We start from the raw sequence: 15,921 nt of genomic DNA, 5'->3' as shown, positions 1-15,921 counted from the left end.
CTTAGAATCGTTTGATTTAATCTATCCAAGCTCCATTTTGAACGCCACTGCGAGCCGTACTCTAGAAGCAGTCGTAACTTTGCAATTCCCCATAGTCAATCTAGTTTTGCAAAGATATCAGATTGGTTAGAAGAGTATAGAACACAATTAATAACATGCCGTGAACCAGTAGCAACACATACTTTAAATGCCATATGCGACATCCATTGTATTGACAAGGATAGGAAATAAAAAACAAAGAATGGCGGCGATAAACGCAACAAGAGCGTTGCGTTTAACCAAAATGGTTTAGTTAAGTGCCGTATACAGGCAGAAGATCTGCCATTGCCAGTAGGTGACATGCTGCCGTTGTGATTCCAAAGAGCACAACCGCAACAATTGCGATATGTCCACCTGGGACTTTAAAACCCACATCTCGCGTTGGATAAAGCTGTCGTACCTTGTAAGCCATAAGCGCAGGCACAATGACAGCCCAAATCGTCGCAGCCAACGCTGCAAAGCCAATGGCAATTAAAAATCCATCCGGAAACAGTAAACCCAGTACCGTAGGCGGTGAAAAGGTGACTAATGCCGTTTTCATCCGCCCTTGCGCTGAATCATCAAAACCAAATAGATCGGCGAGGTAATCAAACAAGCCCAAGGTTACACCAAGGAAAGAAGAAGCAACCGCAAGGTTGGCAAAAATAGTCAGCATACTGTTCAGCCAGTCACTGCTCATGATTGAAGATAAAGCCCCGACCAAAACCCCCATATTGCCGCCCTGTGAAATTATATCTACAAAGCCGCTGCGCGGAATATTTCCCATGGTCGCAATTAACCAACAGACATAAATAATCAGCGCAATAAAGGTTCCAACAACCATTGCTTTTACAATTGTCGAGGGACGTTTACCATAGTATTTTACCAAGCTGGGCACATTACCGTGGTAGCCAAAACTTGCTAAGCCAAAGGGTAATGCAGCAAGAAGATAAGGGGCAAACCGAGTTTCCCCATCTGGATACAACAATTTAGTTGAATCAATATCGAGGAGCAAATCGCTAATCGCTAAGAAAAACGTAATGATCATGCCACCCAGCATAATAGTAGTGATTCGATCGACTGCCCGGGTACTGATAAGTACGACGGCTGCAAGCAGCAAAGCAAATACAAGACCCGCAAGACTTTGAGGAAGCGAAACACCAACAGCTTGCAAGCTATGATTCACTATCGAGCCACCGCCACTAATATAGGCGTAGCTCAAAATATACAGAACAAACGCAATAGACGCGCCACCGACAATTCGCCAAAACTGCCCTAGCAGTGTTTTCGTCAACGTATCGAAACTCGCTCCCGGCTCAAAGTGTAGGTTTGCTTCGAGCAAGAAAAGACCAGAAACCAGCATAGACAGCCAAACCCCAAGCAGGGTGAGCATGGAATAACTGAACCACATTCCGGCACTAACTACGGGGAGCGAAAACATACCAGCCCCTACAGTCGTACCCGCAATAATCATCGCACCGCCCAGCAATGAACGATGAACCACGGGCTCAGCATTTATATGCTTGGTCATTTGGCATCCTGCTCTGCGGCAACACTATCGACAATCGTTTGCCTGACAGAAGCACGCAACAAATTATTTGCATGGTCTCGAATTCTCACAACATCCTCTACATTGACAGTATTGGTCAAATAGCCAAGCTCTTTAAGCTTCACACTCAGCGCGCCATAAAGCTTTTTGTCATAGAACTCTGGCGCAGTGACGCCATGTAACGCGCCTAATCGCTGCGCTAACTGATGACTTACGCGCTCTAAGTCTGGACGCTCTATCTCTGGATGACTTGCGATTAGGTTGAAAATTATAGCGTAGCGCTTCAATGTTTCACTAATGGTGCCTGCGAGTAACATCAGTTCATTGATGTGCTCATCATTCACCTCAAGGCAAAGCTCAGACTCTGCAACAATGCCTTGCGCCACAAACAAATCTAGAATCTGTTCAACATATGCAGGCACATCGGCCACTCCCATAAACAACTCTGCCTGCAGCATCGGATAGAGATCTTGCACCACGAGTTGAATTTGAGCACGATTCACGGACTCCAATCGAGTCAAGGTACTGGCAATTAAAGAGGGCACAATCAACAAATGAATGATGTTGTTGCGGTAATAGGTCATCGCAATGGCATCGGTCTCTTCAATCGAAACGATATCTCCAAGCGGATCTGGCGTAAGTGAAAACTTCTTCAGCTCCAAACCTTGCTGAACGAGCTGCTTGCCATCCCCTTCTGCAACCGAAGCATAAGCCGTATATGGCACTTGTTTGAGTAAACTTAAGTACAAATCAAGTTGACGCTCAAGGGCGCCACGTTCAAGCGCATTTTGTTCTGAGGCGAGTAACGTTAATCCCATCAGTGTCACAGAGCTGGCCGCCGCCGCACCATTGATATTGACCATCACTTGATTCGCTAATGTATTCACCGCAGGTGTTAACCAAGTTGGCTTTTGCTCTGGATCTTTCGCAATTTCTTCGCGCCAATCTGTCACTTGATTCGTTAAGAAGGATTGAACATTGATAGGTTGACCAAAGCTCACATAACCTCGGCCAAAGTTACCGAGCTTGCGAGCGGCGCCAAAGACCTGCCAAACCGACTCTTTTTTCTTTTTCTTACCACTGAGCTCTTTATGGTAAGTCGCCACTTCCATAACATGGTCATAGCCTAAATAAACCGGAACCAGAGTCACCGGACGCTTAACACCGCGAAGTACACTGTTGACGGTCATGGCCAACATACCGGTTTTCGGTGCCAGTAAACGTCCGGTACGGGAACGTCCACCTTCAGTAAAGTACTCCACAGAGTACCCTTTATTAAATAACGTATCTAAGTACTCTCTAAAGACTGCGGTATACAGCTTGTTGCCGTTGAAACTGCGACGTATAAAAAATGCGCCACCACGGCGGAACATCGAACCAACAGGCCAAAAATTAAGATTGATCCCCGCGGCAATATGCGGCGGCACCATACCTTGGTAATACAAAATATAGGATAGGAGTAAGTAATCCATATGGCTACGGTGGCAAGGCACATATACAATCTCATGGCCATCGTGGTGAAGCTGCCGGATTTGCTCCGCCCCTTTAATACTGATGCCTTTGTATAGCTTATTCCACAACCAAGTTAAGAAGCGTTCGGCAATACGAATCAAGCTATCTGAATAGTCTGCTGCCACTTCATCCAAATACTCAATTGCTTTTGCTTTTGCTTCTTCATGACTAATATTTTTGCTCGCAGCTTCCTCTGCTATCGCTTTTTGCAAGGTTTCAGACTTCAATAAAGTGCTGAACATCGCTTGACGATTTGGCAATTGCGGCCCAGTCATAACCTTGCGCTGTCTGCGGAAGTGAACGCGAGCCACACGCGCTAACTTTTGAGCAATTCGCTTATCTGTACCGTGTTGATCTGCCATATATCGTAAAGAAACGGCATTTGAAAATTGGACAAAATTATGTCGCCCTAAAAACAGGATCATCAAGAATTTACGCAGCCAAGTAGGGCTTTCTCGTTCAAACACCGCAGCTTTCATGGTGTCATCTTCTTTGCCAGGTGTACGCCCCCAATACAGGCTTACAGGCACTAATTGAATATCTAAATCAGACTGCTCACGATGAACGGCCAGCAATTGAGAAAAGCACTCTAAGTACTGCTCGTTGCTTGCACGTTTGCCAAACAGAGGCTTTGCGCCTTTCACACAAACAACGCGAGGCGCGACCACGCCATTGACTTCTAAAGAACCATACGGACTTGGCAAGCCTAACTTTTCGGTAATATCACTGAGTGCAGCAATATCACTGATTGACTCGTTTTTCATCACATAAGCCAAAGGGCGATTCGGATCTAAATTAAGATCTTCAAATGGATCATGGGGTACAACAACGGTGTGAACGAGTTTTCGTTGCATCCAACGAAGTGCTTTGTACCAAATGGAATCTTTTGTCGACATGGTTCTGCTGTTATTAATGTTGTGGCAAATAGCCCCGTAGGATAACAGAAAGGCTCCCTAAACCGCCAATTTGGTTACAGGTTAACTCTCGCAATTCAAGCCAATGCATTTTATGTGATCCCCAGCCGATTACGACTAAAGTATAGGCGGCCTCGTATAGAGTACATGCTCTATTTGCATTTAAAAATCGAACGCGCAGTTATATCATGCAATGCTAAATCACGGTTAATTTACAATTAGTTAATTCAAAATGAAATCTAGCATTTCACGACTATAATTAAATTGTTTTTCCGCATAAGAAATGTTTGAGATTTGAACAGGTCACGAGGCTCCACCCCGCTGCTCTTGTTCTACAAATGATGTAAAAGGAAGAAGTCATGAGCGCCAAAGCCAAAATTATTGCCTCTATTGGAACGTTATTTGCTGTTGTCATTCTGCTCATCGCTCTCGTGGGTTTCTTTAACTTTAAGTCGGCATCAATTGACGGTTATACCGAAAAACTCGGGACTCAAGCTTTCTTAATCTCCAACGCTGTTGACCAAAAAATTCAGCGTTATTTTGATGTACTGGTTTCTACAAGTCACCAACTCAATGTTGCAGACGGTTCAGCTATTGATGTCGCAAAGTTACTCAAGCAACTTGAAGATACCCAAACCAGTCTGGGTGTATTGGCCGCCTATGTTGGGTTTGAAAATGGTGAAACCTACTTACCGAGCAGCAAAGGGCTCATCCCTAACTTCAATGCTAAATCACTAAAACGTGAGTGGTACACGCGCATTTTCGCCGGAGAAAGCAAAATCATCACCACGCCATATACCAGTAGTAGCGGCAATCAGGTGATGGCACTCGCTGTACCTGTCAAACACCAGGGAAAAATTATTGCAGCACTGAGTGTGAACCTAGAGGTAAATACCATTTCCCAGTTCGTTAACAGCCTCTCAGAAACCAACCAGTTGTTTGTTAGCCGCAGTGATGGCTATGTTATTGCCTCCAAATATCCCGAGTATGTAGGCAAAAACCTATTTGAACTCAGACCGTCTTACAATAACTACAAACAAGAAACTGGAAGCTCTCATTCCTATACATTTGACGGGGAAAAATACTTTGTCGTGAATGCTCGTGCTGACAATCTAGGTTGGACAATTTGGTCATGGGATAAATGGCAGAACATAAACGCGGCATCAAACTCAAACTTAGCACTTTCAGGGTTTATGGCCGTGGTTTGTATATTCATCTCGTTGGGACTGATGTGGGTATTAGTCAATAAACTCATGTATCTGCCAATTGGGGGCGAACCCAAAGAGATCGAACGAATTGTCCAAGAAGTTGCAAAAGGGGACTTATCAATCACTGCACAAACCAATGGCACCGAAACGGGCATATATGCAGCAGTAATAGCAATGGTCAATAACTTGCGGCAAATGATAGAACACATCAATACCGCCGCCCATGAGCTGGATAGCTCTTCACATCAGATGTCAGGGACTTCAATTCAAGTCAATCAAAGCTCTGAGCAACAAATGGTTCAGCTCGACCAAACCGCTACCGCAATGAATGAAATGACCGTAACCGTTGAAGAAGTCGCGCGCAATGCCCAGCATGCATCAAGTTCAGTTGAAGAAACAAACGGATATTCCAATACCGGAATTAGCGTGGTAGCCAACATGCACGCAAGTATCGCGACACTCGTTGATGGTATTGAAAAAGTCGTGGTCGTCACGAATAAATTAGAGCAAGAAACCGTACGTATCGGTGGGATTTTAGAAGTCATTGACGGCATTTCAGAACAAACCAACTTACTCGCGCTCAACGCCGCAATTGAGGCTGCTCGGGCCGGTGAACAAGGCCGAGGATTTGCTGTAGTTGCCGATGAAGTCCGTAACCTTGCGAATCGAACCAAAGAGAGCACTAACGAAATTCAAGACATGATTAATCGACTCCAAGTTGAAGCCAAGCAATCGGTCTCTCTTATGAATGTAAATGTTACCGACGCGCAAACTACGTTGTCGCTGTCGGACGACGCCAATAAAGCCCTCGAAGCTATTTGTGCCTCGGTATCTACAATTCAGGATATGAACAATCAAATCGCTACAGCAGCCGAAGAACAAACCCATGTGGCCGCAGAAATCAACGCCAGTATTGTTGAAATTAATGACCTAGCCCGCAGTACTTTTGACTGCTCAGAACAAAATAGTAATAGTGCCAACAAGCTCAATCAAATATCAGAGTCACTAACAAAATCTGTTGATGCATTCCGCTTGTAGTTCGACAAATAACAAAGGTTCACGCAAGGCTTAAAAAGCGTGAGCCGACGTAATAGGAACCCCTTCTATCCTTAGGCAATACTTACACCAATTAAAATGAGGCAGGTTATGGGTTTACTGGTAGATGGTCAATGGGTTGATGAATGGTATGACACCAAGGCGAATCAAGGTGAATTCAAGCGGCAGCAAAGTCGCTTTCGTCATCAGATCAGCAAGGAGGGCAATGACACAAGCAGCCCGTATATTGCTGAAGCAGACCGCTACCACCTCTATGTCTCTTTGGCCTGCCCATGGGCCCATCGCACTTTAATCTTTCGTCAACTAAAGCAGCTGCAACCGATAATATCAGTGAGTGTTGTCCAACCGAAAATGCTAGACAATGGCTGGGAGTTTTCTCCTCAAAGCGAGCAAAGCCCATATAAAGATGACATATACGGCCATGACTATCTGTATCAATTGTACTTGCAAGCTGCGCCGGACTATCAAGGCCGAGTGACAGTGCCTGTATTGTGGGATAAACAGACGCAAACCATAGTCAATAATGAGTCCAGCGACATTATTCGCATCATGAACTCAACATTTAATCACCTGACTGGCAATCAAAATGACTATTATCCTCAAGCTTTACGTGGGGAAATCGATGCAATCAATCAAAGAGTCTACGACACCATCAATAATGGCGTGTATCGCGCGGGGTTTGCAACCAGCCAAAGCGCCTATGAGCAAGCATTTGACGCCCTATTTGCCAGCCTTGATTGGCTCGAGCAGCGACTGGCAACGCAAAGGTATCTTATAGGCAATCAAATAACCGAAGCCGACTGGCGCCTATTTACCACCCTAGTTCGCTTCGACGCCGTCTATTTTGGCCACTTTAAATGTAATCGGCAGCAATTGCTCGACTATCATCATTTAAGTCAGTATCTACGGGATCTGTACCAACAACCGGGAATCGCCGCAACGGTGGATTTGGATTACAGCAAATTACACTATTACGGCAGCCACAAAACCATAAATCCAACAGGCGTCATCCCCAAAGGGCCGTTACTTGATTTTAACGCACCCCATCAACGCGACCATTGGGAGACACTAGAGCCTAAATAGAGAAACATCGGACTCGCCAGTAGAAATAACACTCCATTGCTGGGCGAAATCACTTCAGGTAGAACCTCAAGCTAAAGACGAATCACCAAAGCATCTCGAGAAAATCAATTCTGCATAAATTTGAAGCAGGTAACATTTTACGATTGACTGCCAGCTTGCTATGCAATATCACCAACCAGATCAACAATTTCATAAAACATACTGGTTAAACCTTGCACGAATTAAATTACTGTATATACTGACAGTTACTGTATAGAAAAACAGGAAGTCGCATGAGACCCTTAACACCACGCCAAGCTGAGATTTTAGAGCTCATCAAAACCAATATTGCTGACACGGGCATGCCGCCGACCCGCGCAGAAATTGCCAAGCGTTTGGGTTTCAAAAGTGCCAATGCTGCTGAAGAGCACCTAAAAGCACTCGCCAAAAAAGGCTGTATTGAGATTATTCCTGGAACCTCACGAGGCATTCGACTTCCCCACGAAGAAATTGAAGAAGATTTAGGACTCCCACTGATTGGTCAAGTTGCTGCTGGTGAGCCCATTCTTGCCCAAGAACATGTTGAACAACATTATAAAGTAGATCCAAGCATGTTTAGACCGAGCGCCGATTTCCTATTGCGTGTTCGTGGCGATAGCATGAAAGACATTGGCATTCTCGAAGGCGACTTGCTGGCGGTACATAAAATGCAAGCCGCTAGAAATGGGCAGGTCGTCGTAGCAAGAGTTGAGGACGATGTCACAGTCAAGCGCTTTGAAAAGAAGGGCAATATGGTTTTTCTTCATGCAGAAAACGAAGAGTATGCCCCCATTGAAGTTGATTTAACGCACGAAAGTTTAACAATTGAAGGTTTAGCTGTCGGCGTGATCAGAAATGGAGATTGGCAATGAATAAACTACAAAGCAATACCTTACGTCACCCAGGGCTCTGGACCCAGCCCTCGCAAAGTATCACCGGCGAATGGCAAACTGGCAATATCACCACTTTAGCCACGAGTACAGAGGGTGTTGCAGAGTTAAAACAATTTGCCTCCCAATTAGCAACACTAAGCTTGCAAGGTCGATGGATTGTACTGATTAACCCACCAAGCGTTGACTACAAACAGTTACTTGCTCGCGCTGGTGTGCGTATGGATAGATTGCTACTCGTGCACGGAAAAGATGAAGTTGAAACCTTATGGGCAACAGAAAAAGCTCTGACTAGTGGCACCTCAAGTGCGGTTATCAGCTGGACTCAAGGACTCGATGCCAAAGAGCGAAGACGCCTTCAACTTGTCGCAAAAAGTGCTAGAGCTTTGGGCATTGTCTTAGAATCAGGCTCTCAAGTAAGCCTTGATGCCAATAATATCTGTCAAATCACGCAATTCTCCTCTGTTCACTAATTTTTTTTATTGCTTGCAAAGCCCCATTTATGGGGCTTTTTTGTGGATTCTCATTTTTTTTAATCATCTTTTTATTCAATTAATTAGATAAAAAGTTGATCTTGATCAATATTTAAACAAGCGAGTTTTATAGCGACGATATTTTGTTATCTCGATAAATTGTACGGCTGGACATGTCCATGTGGCATCTCGAAGGCCGATTGAATAGATATATTCAGACGTATGTGCACAGTGGTTAATCAAGCGCGTGACAACATTTAGACTGAAAACCGCCATGCACACTTGAAGTTTTCGTTGCTTATTTGGGAACCGAAGAGTTTACATAGAGCAGAGATTTACTGTGTGGCTCTTCTTTGTGATTGCAAAAGCAATTAACAGAGGAGATGTCTTGTGAAGCACTTGTTGTTTAGCGTGTTGATGATGTTGTTTGCGCCAAATTTGTTGGCCACCGATATGCCACTGAATATGACCCAAGGGGTCACCGAAATCAGTAGCAAAGTCTATCATTTGCACATGGTGATTTTGTACATATGTTGTGCCATTGGCGTCATTGTTTTTGGCATCATGATCTATTCAATGATCCATCATCGTAAGTCCAAAGGAGCCGTAGCAGCGAATTTCCACGAAAGTACCAAGGTGGAAATTGCCTGGACTGTGGTGCCCTTCATTATTCTCATAATCATGGCGATTCCGGCAACTAAAACCTTGATCGCAATGGAAGATCCAAGTGATGCGGATCTCACCATTAAAGTCACGGGTTCTCAATGGAAATGGCATTACAGTTATTTTGATCATGACATCGACTTCTTCAGCATTCTTTCAACGCCAAGAGAACAAATTGAAGGTAAAGAAGCAAAAGGTGAGCACTACCTCCTTGAAGTCGATAAACCGTTAGTCCTCCCCATTAATCGTAAAGTTCGTTTTTTAATGACCTCCGATGATGTCATTCACTCTTGGTGGGTGCCAGCATTTGCGGTAAAGAAAGATGCCAACCCTGGATTTATTAATGAAGCCTGGACCAAAATTGATAAAGCTGGCACCTATCGCGGCCAATGCGCTGAATTGTGCGGCAAGGATCATGGCTTCATGCCGATTGTCGTTGAGGCTGTCTCAGAAGCGGACTTTGAGACCTGGCTCGCTAGCCAGCAACAGTTAACAGAGGATAAGGCCCAACAAGCACAAGCTGCGCTCAACCAAACCCTATCTCAACCTGAATTGATGACTTTAGGTGAACAAGTTTATCTCGCCCGCTGCGCCGCCTGTCACCAGCCCAATGGTATGGGGCTGCCCGGCGTCTTCCCCGGCTTAGTAAAAAGCCCAATTACTGTGGGTAAAGTCGGCGCCCATATCGACATCGTAGTTAACGGCAAGCCTGGCACAGCCATGCAGGCCTTTGCCAATCAGCTCACGGCAACTGAAATTGCCGCTGTCGTCACCTATGAGCGTAACGCATGGGGTAATGATACCGGAGACACAGTCCAGGCAGCAGATATTGAAAAACATGGTCAGCAGGAGGCGCAATGAATACCGCGAATGAAACCACGCTCGATGGACACAACCAAGGCGCAGATAACGACCATGAGCACGAGCCAATGCCAACTGGCATTAAGCGCTGGCTATTTACCACCAACCATAAAGACATAGGCACTTTATACCTATGGTTTAGCTTCATTATGTTCTTAACGGGTGGTGCCATGGCCATGGTGATCCGCGCCGAACTATTCCAGCCCGGATTACAACTGGTAGAGCCAAACTTTTTCAACCAGATGACCACAGTACACGGGCTGATCATGGTATTTGGTGCTGTAATGCCGGCTTTTACCGGTTTAGCGAATTGGCTTATCCCTATGATGATTGGGGCGCCAGATATGGCACTCCCTCGCATGAATAATTGGAGCTTTTGGATTCTTCCTTTCGCTTTTTTAATCTTACTGAGTTCGTTATTTATGGAAGGTGGTGGCCCCAATTTTGGTTGGACCTTCTATGCTCCGCTTTCAACAACTTATAGCCCAGACAGTACGGCATTATTTGTGTTCTCGGTACACATTATGGGAATTAGCTCAATAATGGGCGCGATCAATGTCATCGTCACAATCGTTAACATGCGGGCACCTGGTATGACGTGGATGAAGCTGCCTCTGTTCGTTTGGACTTGGCTAATCACTGCTTTCTTGTTAATTGCGGTCATGCCTGTTCTTGCTGGAGTGGTCACGATGGTCTTAACCGACAAGTTCTTTGGCACCAGCTTTTTCGACGCCGCAGGTGGCGGTGATCCGGTGATGTTTCAGCACATTTTTTGGTTTTTCGGCCACCCAGAAGTTTACATCATGATCTTGCCTTCTTTCGGGATCATTTCAGCGATCATTCCCGCCTTCAGCCGGAAGCGTTTGTTTGGCTATGCTTCAATGGTATACGCCACCGCTAGCATAGCCATTTTGTCGTTTTTAGTATGGGCACATCACATGTTCACCACGGGTATGCCGGTATTTGCAGAGCTGTTTTTTATGTACTGCACCATGTTGATTGCTGTGCCTACGGGAGTGAAAATTTTTAACTGGGTTGCCACCATGTGGCGGGGCTCGATTACCTTTGAAACGCCAATGCTTTTTGCTATCGCATTTATTATTTTGTTCACCATTGGCGGCTTCTCAGGACTCATGCTCGCGATTACACCAGCCGATTTCCAATATCACGATACCTATTTTGTTGTGGCACACTTCCATTACGTTCTCGTCACAGGTGCCATCTTTTCCATTATGGCTGCTGCCTATTATTGGCTGCCTAAATGGACCGGCCATATGTATGACGAAAGACTCGCTCAATGGCACTTTTGGTCTTCGGTTATCTCAGTCAATGTGCTGTTCTTCCCTATGCACTTTTTGGGGCTGGCGGGCATGCCAAGACGAATCCCCGACTATGCCATTCAATTTGCAGATGTGAATCAAATTGTTTCCATAGGCGGTTTTGCTTTCGGGCTAGCGCAGCTCATCTTCTTAGCCGTCGTCATTAAATGTATTCGAGGTGGCAAGCAGGCGCCAGCTAAACCTTGGGAAGGCTCAGAAGGGCTCGAGTGGACGATCCCAAGCCCAGCCCCTTATCACACTTTCAGCACACCGCCGGAAATTAAGTGATATGAGCAATCTACGTCAATCGAATCAAAGATTAGTACTTAGTCTGCTTGCCGGAGCCATCGGCATGTTTGCTTTTGGTTTTGCGCTGGTTCCTTTGTACGACGTACTTTGTGAACAACTTGGAATCAATGGAAAAACCAAGAACACAGCAGTGCAACATGTCGCTGCAGTCGATAATTCTCGCTTAGTTACTGTTGAGTTTGTTGCCCAAGTCCAACCCGGCATGCAATGGCAGTTTGGACCAACGGTTAAGCGGATGCAGGTTCACCCAGGTGAATTGGTACGTACGCACTTTGATGCTAAAAACCTTTCAAATCAAGCAAGTGTTGGGCAAGCCGTACCGTCTGTATCTCCAGGAAAAGGCGCAGCATATTTCAATAAAACTGAGTGCTTTTGTTTTAATCAACAACCTCTGAAGCCCTACGAAAATGCAGAGTTACCTCTCATTTTTTTCGTCGACCCAGAATTACCAAGCTCAATCAATACGTTGACACTTTCTTACACGTTATACGATATCTCCGCCAAGCTGCATGGCGGTGCATCACAGCAAGGAGCAGCAAAATGACCACGAAACATCAACCCTACTATGTACCCTCACAAAGTGCTTGGCCAATTATCGGTGCCGTCGGCCTGTTTCTGATTGCGGTGGGTGCGGGACAATATATACAACAGCTCAAAACCGATGGTACCAGCGGTGGCTATATCTTAACTGCTGGTATTGGAGTCATTTTATTCATGATTTTCGGATGGTTTAGAGCCGTCATTCAGGAGTCAATGGCCGGATTGTACTCATCACAAATGGACCGTTCATTTCGACAAGGGATGAGTTGGTTCATTTTTTCAGAAGTCATGTTCTTTGCGGCATTTTTTGGTGCTTTGTTTTACGCAAGAATGATTGCCGTGCCTTGGCTCGGCGGCGCTGCTAACAATGCGATGACCCACGAAGTCTTATGGCCAAATTTTGTCGCCATTTGGCCGCTTGAAACAACACCAAGTGGGGAAACGACTCAAGCCATGCCTTGGTCAGGCTTACCTTTGATAAACACAATCATCTTGCTCATTTCCTCTGTCACACTCCACTTTGCTCATGTCAGTTTAGAAAAGTCAAAACGTACTGCATTAACCATTTGGCTAGGTTTGACGATCTTACTTGGGCTCGTGTTTTTAGTGCTTCAGGCTGAAGAATATATTTATGCCTATCAAGAAATGGGGCTCACCCTTTCCTCTGGCATTTATGGCAATACTTTTTACTTACTAACTGGGTTTCATGGCATGCACGTCACCTTAGGGACTGTTTTTCTGTTGGTTCTTCTGTTGCGAGTACTTAAGGGTCACTTTACCCCAGACAAGCATTTTGCATTTCAAGCAGGCAGTTGGTATTGGCACTTTGTAGATGTGGTCTGGTTGTGTCTGTTTGCTTTTGTCTATGTGCTGTGACCAAAACCACCACTTAGCCAATCGTTAATATGGCCTTGGATTAGGACTAATAAGGCCAAAAGCCAGTGCAAGCAACAATAGCAATATGACAAGAGCAGAGAGTAAGACACGACGCCCGAGAAAATGAGTCATCGGCTGTTTACTTTCTCCTTTTACAAGGATAAACAAGGCGCGACCTAAGCTCATGACAATAAACAATAGCAGCAATACTAAAAGCACTTTGAAGACAACTAGGCTATTCAATAGATACCCTCGTTTTGTCAGATCATTCTTCAACATGAAGAATGCTTTAATGTGTTTAACTGTGGGGCTGTTTGTGTTGATGGTCAAGCTTGGATTTTGGCAACTTGACCGTGCAGGAGAGAAAACTGACATTCAAAATCAGCTCCAAGAGCGACAATTGCAGCCACCACTGACATATTTACAGGCAATTAATCTACAAAACTCTTTTTTAACGGGCTATCAACTGAGCGTTGATGCGACTATACATTCTGATCAAATTATCTTACTCGACAATCAAACCCATGCAGGTGCCGTTGGTTATCTTGCTTATCAAGTTGTTCATATAGAACCCTCACTCCCTAGCCTACTTGTTGAACTCGGCTTTGTCGCAGCAAATCCTGTTCGTTCCGTATTACCGCAGGTGCAAGCGCTGCAAGGGCAACTCCAGCTTCAAGGCCGGTTATATCAAAAGTCGGCAAACCCTCTAAGTGAGGATCTACTCGCCGAAGTAGGCAACCCAACTCGAATTCAAAATCTAAACTTAACCCAGCTATCCAGTTTACTGGGAGTCACGCTGTTTCCCGCTGTTCTTCAGCCATCAAACTTACCGATTACCCTACCTCAGCCTTGGGTCCCAATCCCAATGTCAGCTCAAAAACATCAGGGCTACGCCTTGCAATGGTTTTCTTTAGCGCTCGCCCTCCTAATTTTAACCATCATATTTGTTCGTCGTCGCAGTTCGAAAAACATTGAAAGTCAACGTTTAGAACAGGAACTATCCCCAGAGACTAAGGCTATAGCCACTAACCCCAACCCAAGGAGACACGATGACGACTTCTAAAAAATCTTCGCGAACTCGAACGCCATTGCTTCTGCTACTAGGTGCATTTGTTGTTCCCGTCGTCGCTGCTCAATTGGTTTTGTCTATGAACTGGTATAAAGGTGGGGCGACAAACAGCGGACAATTGATACCCGGCTCACCGAGTTACCACTCATTCAATATGCAAAACCCTCAACCGGAACACTGGCAATTGCTCTATCAGTTGCCAGCAAAGTGCGATGTAGACTGCCAACAGCATCTATATATCATGCAACAAAGCTATCAAGCACTCGCCAAAGATAAGCATCGGTTACACCCCATCATTTTGCTGACCCAGTACAGTGATACTTCAGCACTTAGCCAATTTACCTTTAAAACCTATACAGCTTCGACTTCGCTACAGCAGTTTATGCTACCGCAGCAAGTCGTAGTCGTTGATCCTTTAGGCCAGTTGGTGATGCAGTATCAATTTCAGGGTGACCAAAAAACTCAAATCATACAGGGAAAAGCCATGGTAAAAGACATGCGTAAAATGCTTAAGCTGTCGCGAGTGGGGTAGTTACAATGCGCATCTTGTTGCAAATCACCTTAATCTTCACGCTAATCGTCATACTGATGGGCGCCTATACACGTCTGTCTGATGCCGGACTAGGTTGCCCTGATTGGCCGGGCTGTTATGGGCAACTGAAAGTCCCCAGTGCACAAGATGAAATTAGACAAGCCCAAGCTGCATATCCTCTATTGACCATCGAGCAAGACAAAGCTTGGCTTGAAATGATCCACCGCTATATTGCAGGCACGCTCGGACTCATGGTTTTTGCGATATGGGTTTATTGCCTTAGAACACCCAATACGCCAAAACGGCTGGCAAGTTTTATAGCAGGACTCATCGTTTTCCAAGCGGCACTGGGTATGTGGACCGTCACTCTAAAACTCATGCCAATCATTGTTATGGCGCATCTCGTTGGTGGCTTCAGCCTACTTGCTTTATTGCTGTTGCTCTATTTGAGAGCTCATCCCTCTCAAATAGAGACCGAAAACCATGCTCAAATAGCCAAACTGCAACCCTTCGCCATAGTTTGCCTCGGCGTTTTGATTGTTCAAATCATTTTGGGAGGCTGGACATCTTCAAACTATGCCGCACTATCCTGTACCACGCTGCCTTTATGTGAAGGCGAATGGCAAAGTAATCTTGATTTCAAACAAGCTTTCAACCCCTTTCAAGGCCAACATGACACCTTTGAGTTTGGTGTATTGGACTATGCCGCCCGCATGACGATTCATGTCAGTCACCGTATTTGGGCACTTGTTACTTTAGTTATGCTAGGAACTTTAGCTTGGCGACTCTTCAAGAGCAGCCAAACTCAACAATACAAAAGAGCAAGCATTTACCTGAGTGGTGCATTGTTCATACAATTTTGTCTTGGGATCAGCAATATTGTTTTTCATCTACCACTCGGAATCGCAGTCGCACACAATGGGATGGCTGCCCTGCTTCTCTTAACTCTCGTGTATCTCAACTTTCTCATTTGGCATCAAGCAAAATACGCAAGGCTGCCGTATAAATCTCAAACTGTGGAGAACTGAATT

13 protein-coding genes and 1 pseudogene are annotated in these 15,921 nt (G+C 45.2%); 11 read left to right on the top strand and 3 right to left on the bottom strand.

Features of this window, described 5'->3' with window-relative positions:
* Positions 1 to 292 precede the first annotated feature (292 nt).
* Both mtr and plsB read right to left on the bottom strand, forming a co-directional pair.
* Positions 293 to 1,549 carry a tryptophan permease gene (mtr, locus tag IEY18_RS09685; protein ID WP_188920230.1) on the bottom strand — a complete coding sequence of 419 codons (1,257 nt, stop codon included), beginning with the start codon at positions 1,547 to 1,549 and terminating at the stop codon, positions 293 to 295.
* Positions 1,546 to 3,975 (bottom strand): glycerol-3-phosphate 1-O-acyltransferase PlsB, encoded by a 2,430-nt coding sequence (gene plsB, locus IEY18_RS09680; protein WP_188920228.1) that lies wholly within the window; start codon positions 3,973 to 3,975, stop codon positions 1,546 to 1,548. The genes mtr and plsB overlap by 4 nt, the downstream gene beginning before the upstream one ends.
* Before the next feature lie 377 nt (positions 3,976 to 4,352).
* Between plsB and IEY18_RS09675 the strand changes: the two genes are divergently transcribed.
* The 8 genes and pseudogenes from IEY18_RS09675 (at position 4,353) to IEY18_RS09640 (ending at position 13,289) form a co-directional block, all read left to right on the top strand.
* The gene (locus IEY18_RS09675) at positions 4,353 to 6,239 is read left to right on the top strand and encodes a methyl-accepting chemotaxis protein (protein WP_188920226.1); all 1,887 of its coding nucleotides are present in this window, start codon (positions 4,353 to 4,355) and stop codon (positions 6,237 to 6,239) included.
* A gap of 108 nt (positions 6,240 to 6,347) precedes the next feature.
* Positions 6,348 to 7,340 (top strand): glutathione S-transferase family protein, encoded by a 993-nt coding sequence (locus IEY18_RS09670; protein WP_188920224.1) that lies wholly within the window; start codon positions 6,348 to 6,350, stop codon positions 7,338 to 7,340.
* Positions 7,341 to 7,612: 272 nt separating this feature from the next.
* Positions 7,613 to 8,230: a transcriptional repressor LexA gene (gene lexA / locus IEY18_RS09665; RefSeq protein WP_188920222.1), complete on the top strand. Its 618-nt coding sequence runs from the start codon at positions 7,613 to 7,615 to the stop codon at positions 8,228 to 8,230.
* Positions 8,227 to 8,721, top strand: a complete 495-nt coding sequence (locus IEY18_RS09660) for a cell division inhibitor SulA (RefSeq protein ID WP_188920220.1) — start codon at positions 8,227 to 8,229, stop codon at positions 8,719 to 8,721. Before lexA ends, IEY18_RS09660 begins: the two co-directional genes overlap by 4 nt.
* Before the next feature lie 390 nt (positions 8,722 to 9,111).
* A pseudogene (gene coxB, locus IEY18_RS09655) lies at positions 9,112 to 10,224 on the top strand (cytochrome c oxidase subunit II); the annotation flags it as partial.
* Positions 10,225 to 10,313: 89 nt separating this feature from the next.
* Positions 10,314 to 11,852, top strand: coding sequence for a cytochrome c oxidase subunit I (gene ctaD, locus IEY18_RS09650; protein ID WP_229779822.1), 1,539 nt, complete (start codon positions 10,314 to 10,316; stop codon positions 11,850 to 11,852).
* Between the two features lies 1 nt (position 11,853).
* On the top strand, positions 11,854 to 12,417 hold the full coding sequence (locus IEY18_RS09645) for a cytochrome c oxidase assembly protein (RefSeq protein ID WP_188920215.1): 564 nt from the start codon (positions 11,854 to 11,856) through the stop codon (positions 12,415 to 12,417).
* The gene (locus IEY18_RS09640) at positions 12,414 to 13,289 is read left to right on the top strand and encodes a cytochrome c oxidase subunit 3 (protein ID WP_188920213.1); all 876 of its coding nucleotides are present in this window, start codon (positions 12,414 to 12,416) and stop codon (positions 13,287 to 13,289) included. Before IEY18_RS09645 ends, IEY18_RS09640 begins: the two co-directional genes overlap by 4 nt.
* Before the next feature lie 24 nt (positions 13,290 to 13,313).
* Here IEY18_RS09640 and IEY18_RS09635 read toward each other — a convergent pair whose 3' ends face one another.
* Positions 13,314 to 13,532, bottom strand: coding sequence for a DUF2909 family protein (locus IEY18_RS09635; RefSeq protein WP_188920563.1), 219 nt, complete (start codon positions 13,530 to 13,532; stop codon positions 13,314 to 13,316).
* 49 nt (positions 13,533 to 13,581) lie between these two features.
* Here IEY18_RS09635 and IEY18_RS09630 point away from each other — a divergent pair, with 49 nt between their 5' ends.
* The 3 genes from IEY18_RS09630 to IEY18_RS09620 are packed head-to-tail and all read left to right on the top strand — an operon-like array spanning position 13,582 to position 15,918.
* Positions 13,582 to 14,352 (top strand): SURF1 family protein, encoded by a 771-nt coding sequence (locus IEY18_RS09630; RefSeq protein WP_229779811.1) that lies wholly within the window; start codon positions 13,582 to 13,584, stop codon positions 14,350 to 14,352.
* A complete protein-coding gene (locus IEY18_RS09625) occupies positions 14,339 to 14,890 on the top strand; it encodes a redox-active disulfide-containing membrane protein (RefSeq protein WP_188920209.1) in 552 nt (183 codons plus the stop codon). The genes IEY18_RS09630 and IEY18_RS09625 overlap by 14 nt, the downstream gene beginning before the upstream one ends.
* Positions 14,891 to 14,895: 5 nt before the next feature.
* Entirely contained in the window at positions 14,896 to 15,918 is a 1,023-nt protein-coding gene (locus IEY18_RS09620; protein WP_188920207.1) for a COX15/CtaA family protein, read from the top strand.
* Positions 15,919 to 15,921 lie beyond the last annotated feature (3 nt).

Source organism: Shewanella gelidii, assembly GCF_014647855.1.
Taxonomy (GTDB): domain Bacteria; phylum Pseudomonadota; class Gammaproteobacteria; order Enterobacterales; family Shewanellaceae; genus Shewanella; species Shewanella gelidii.
Note: the sequence above shows the minus strand (reverse complement) of the source record. Positions and strands in the feature narration are given on the sequence as shown.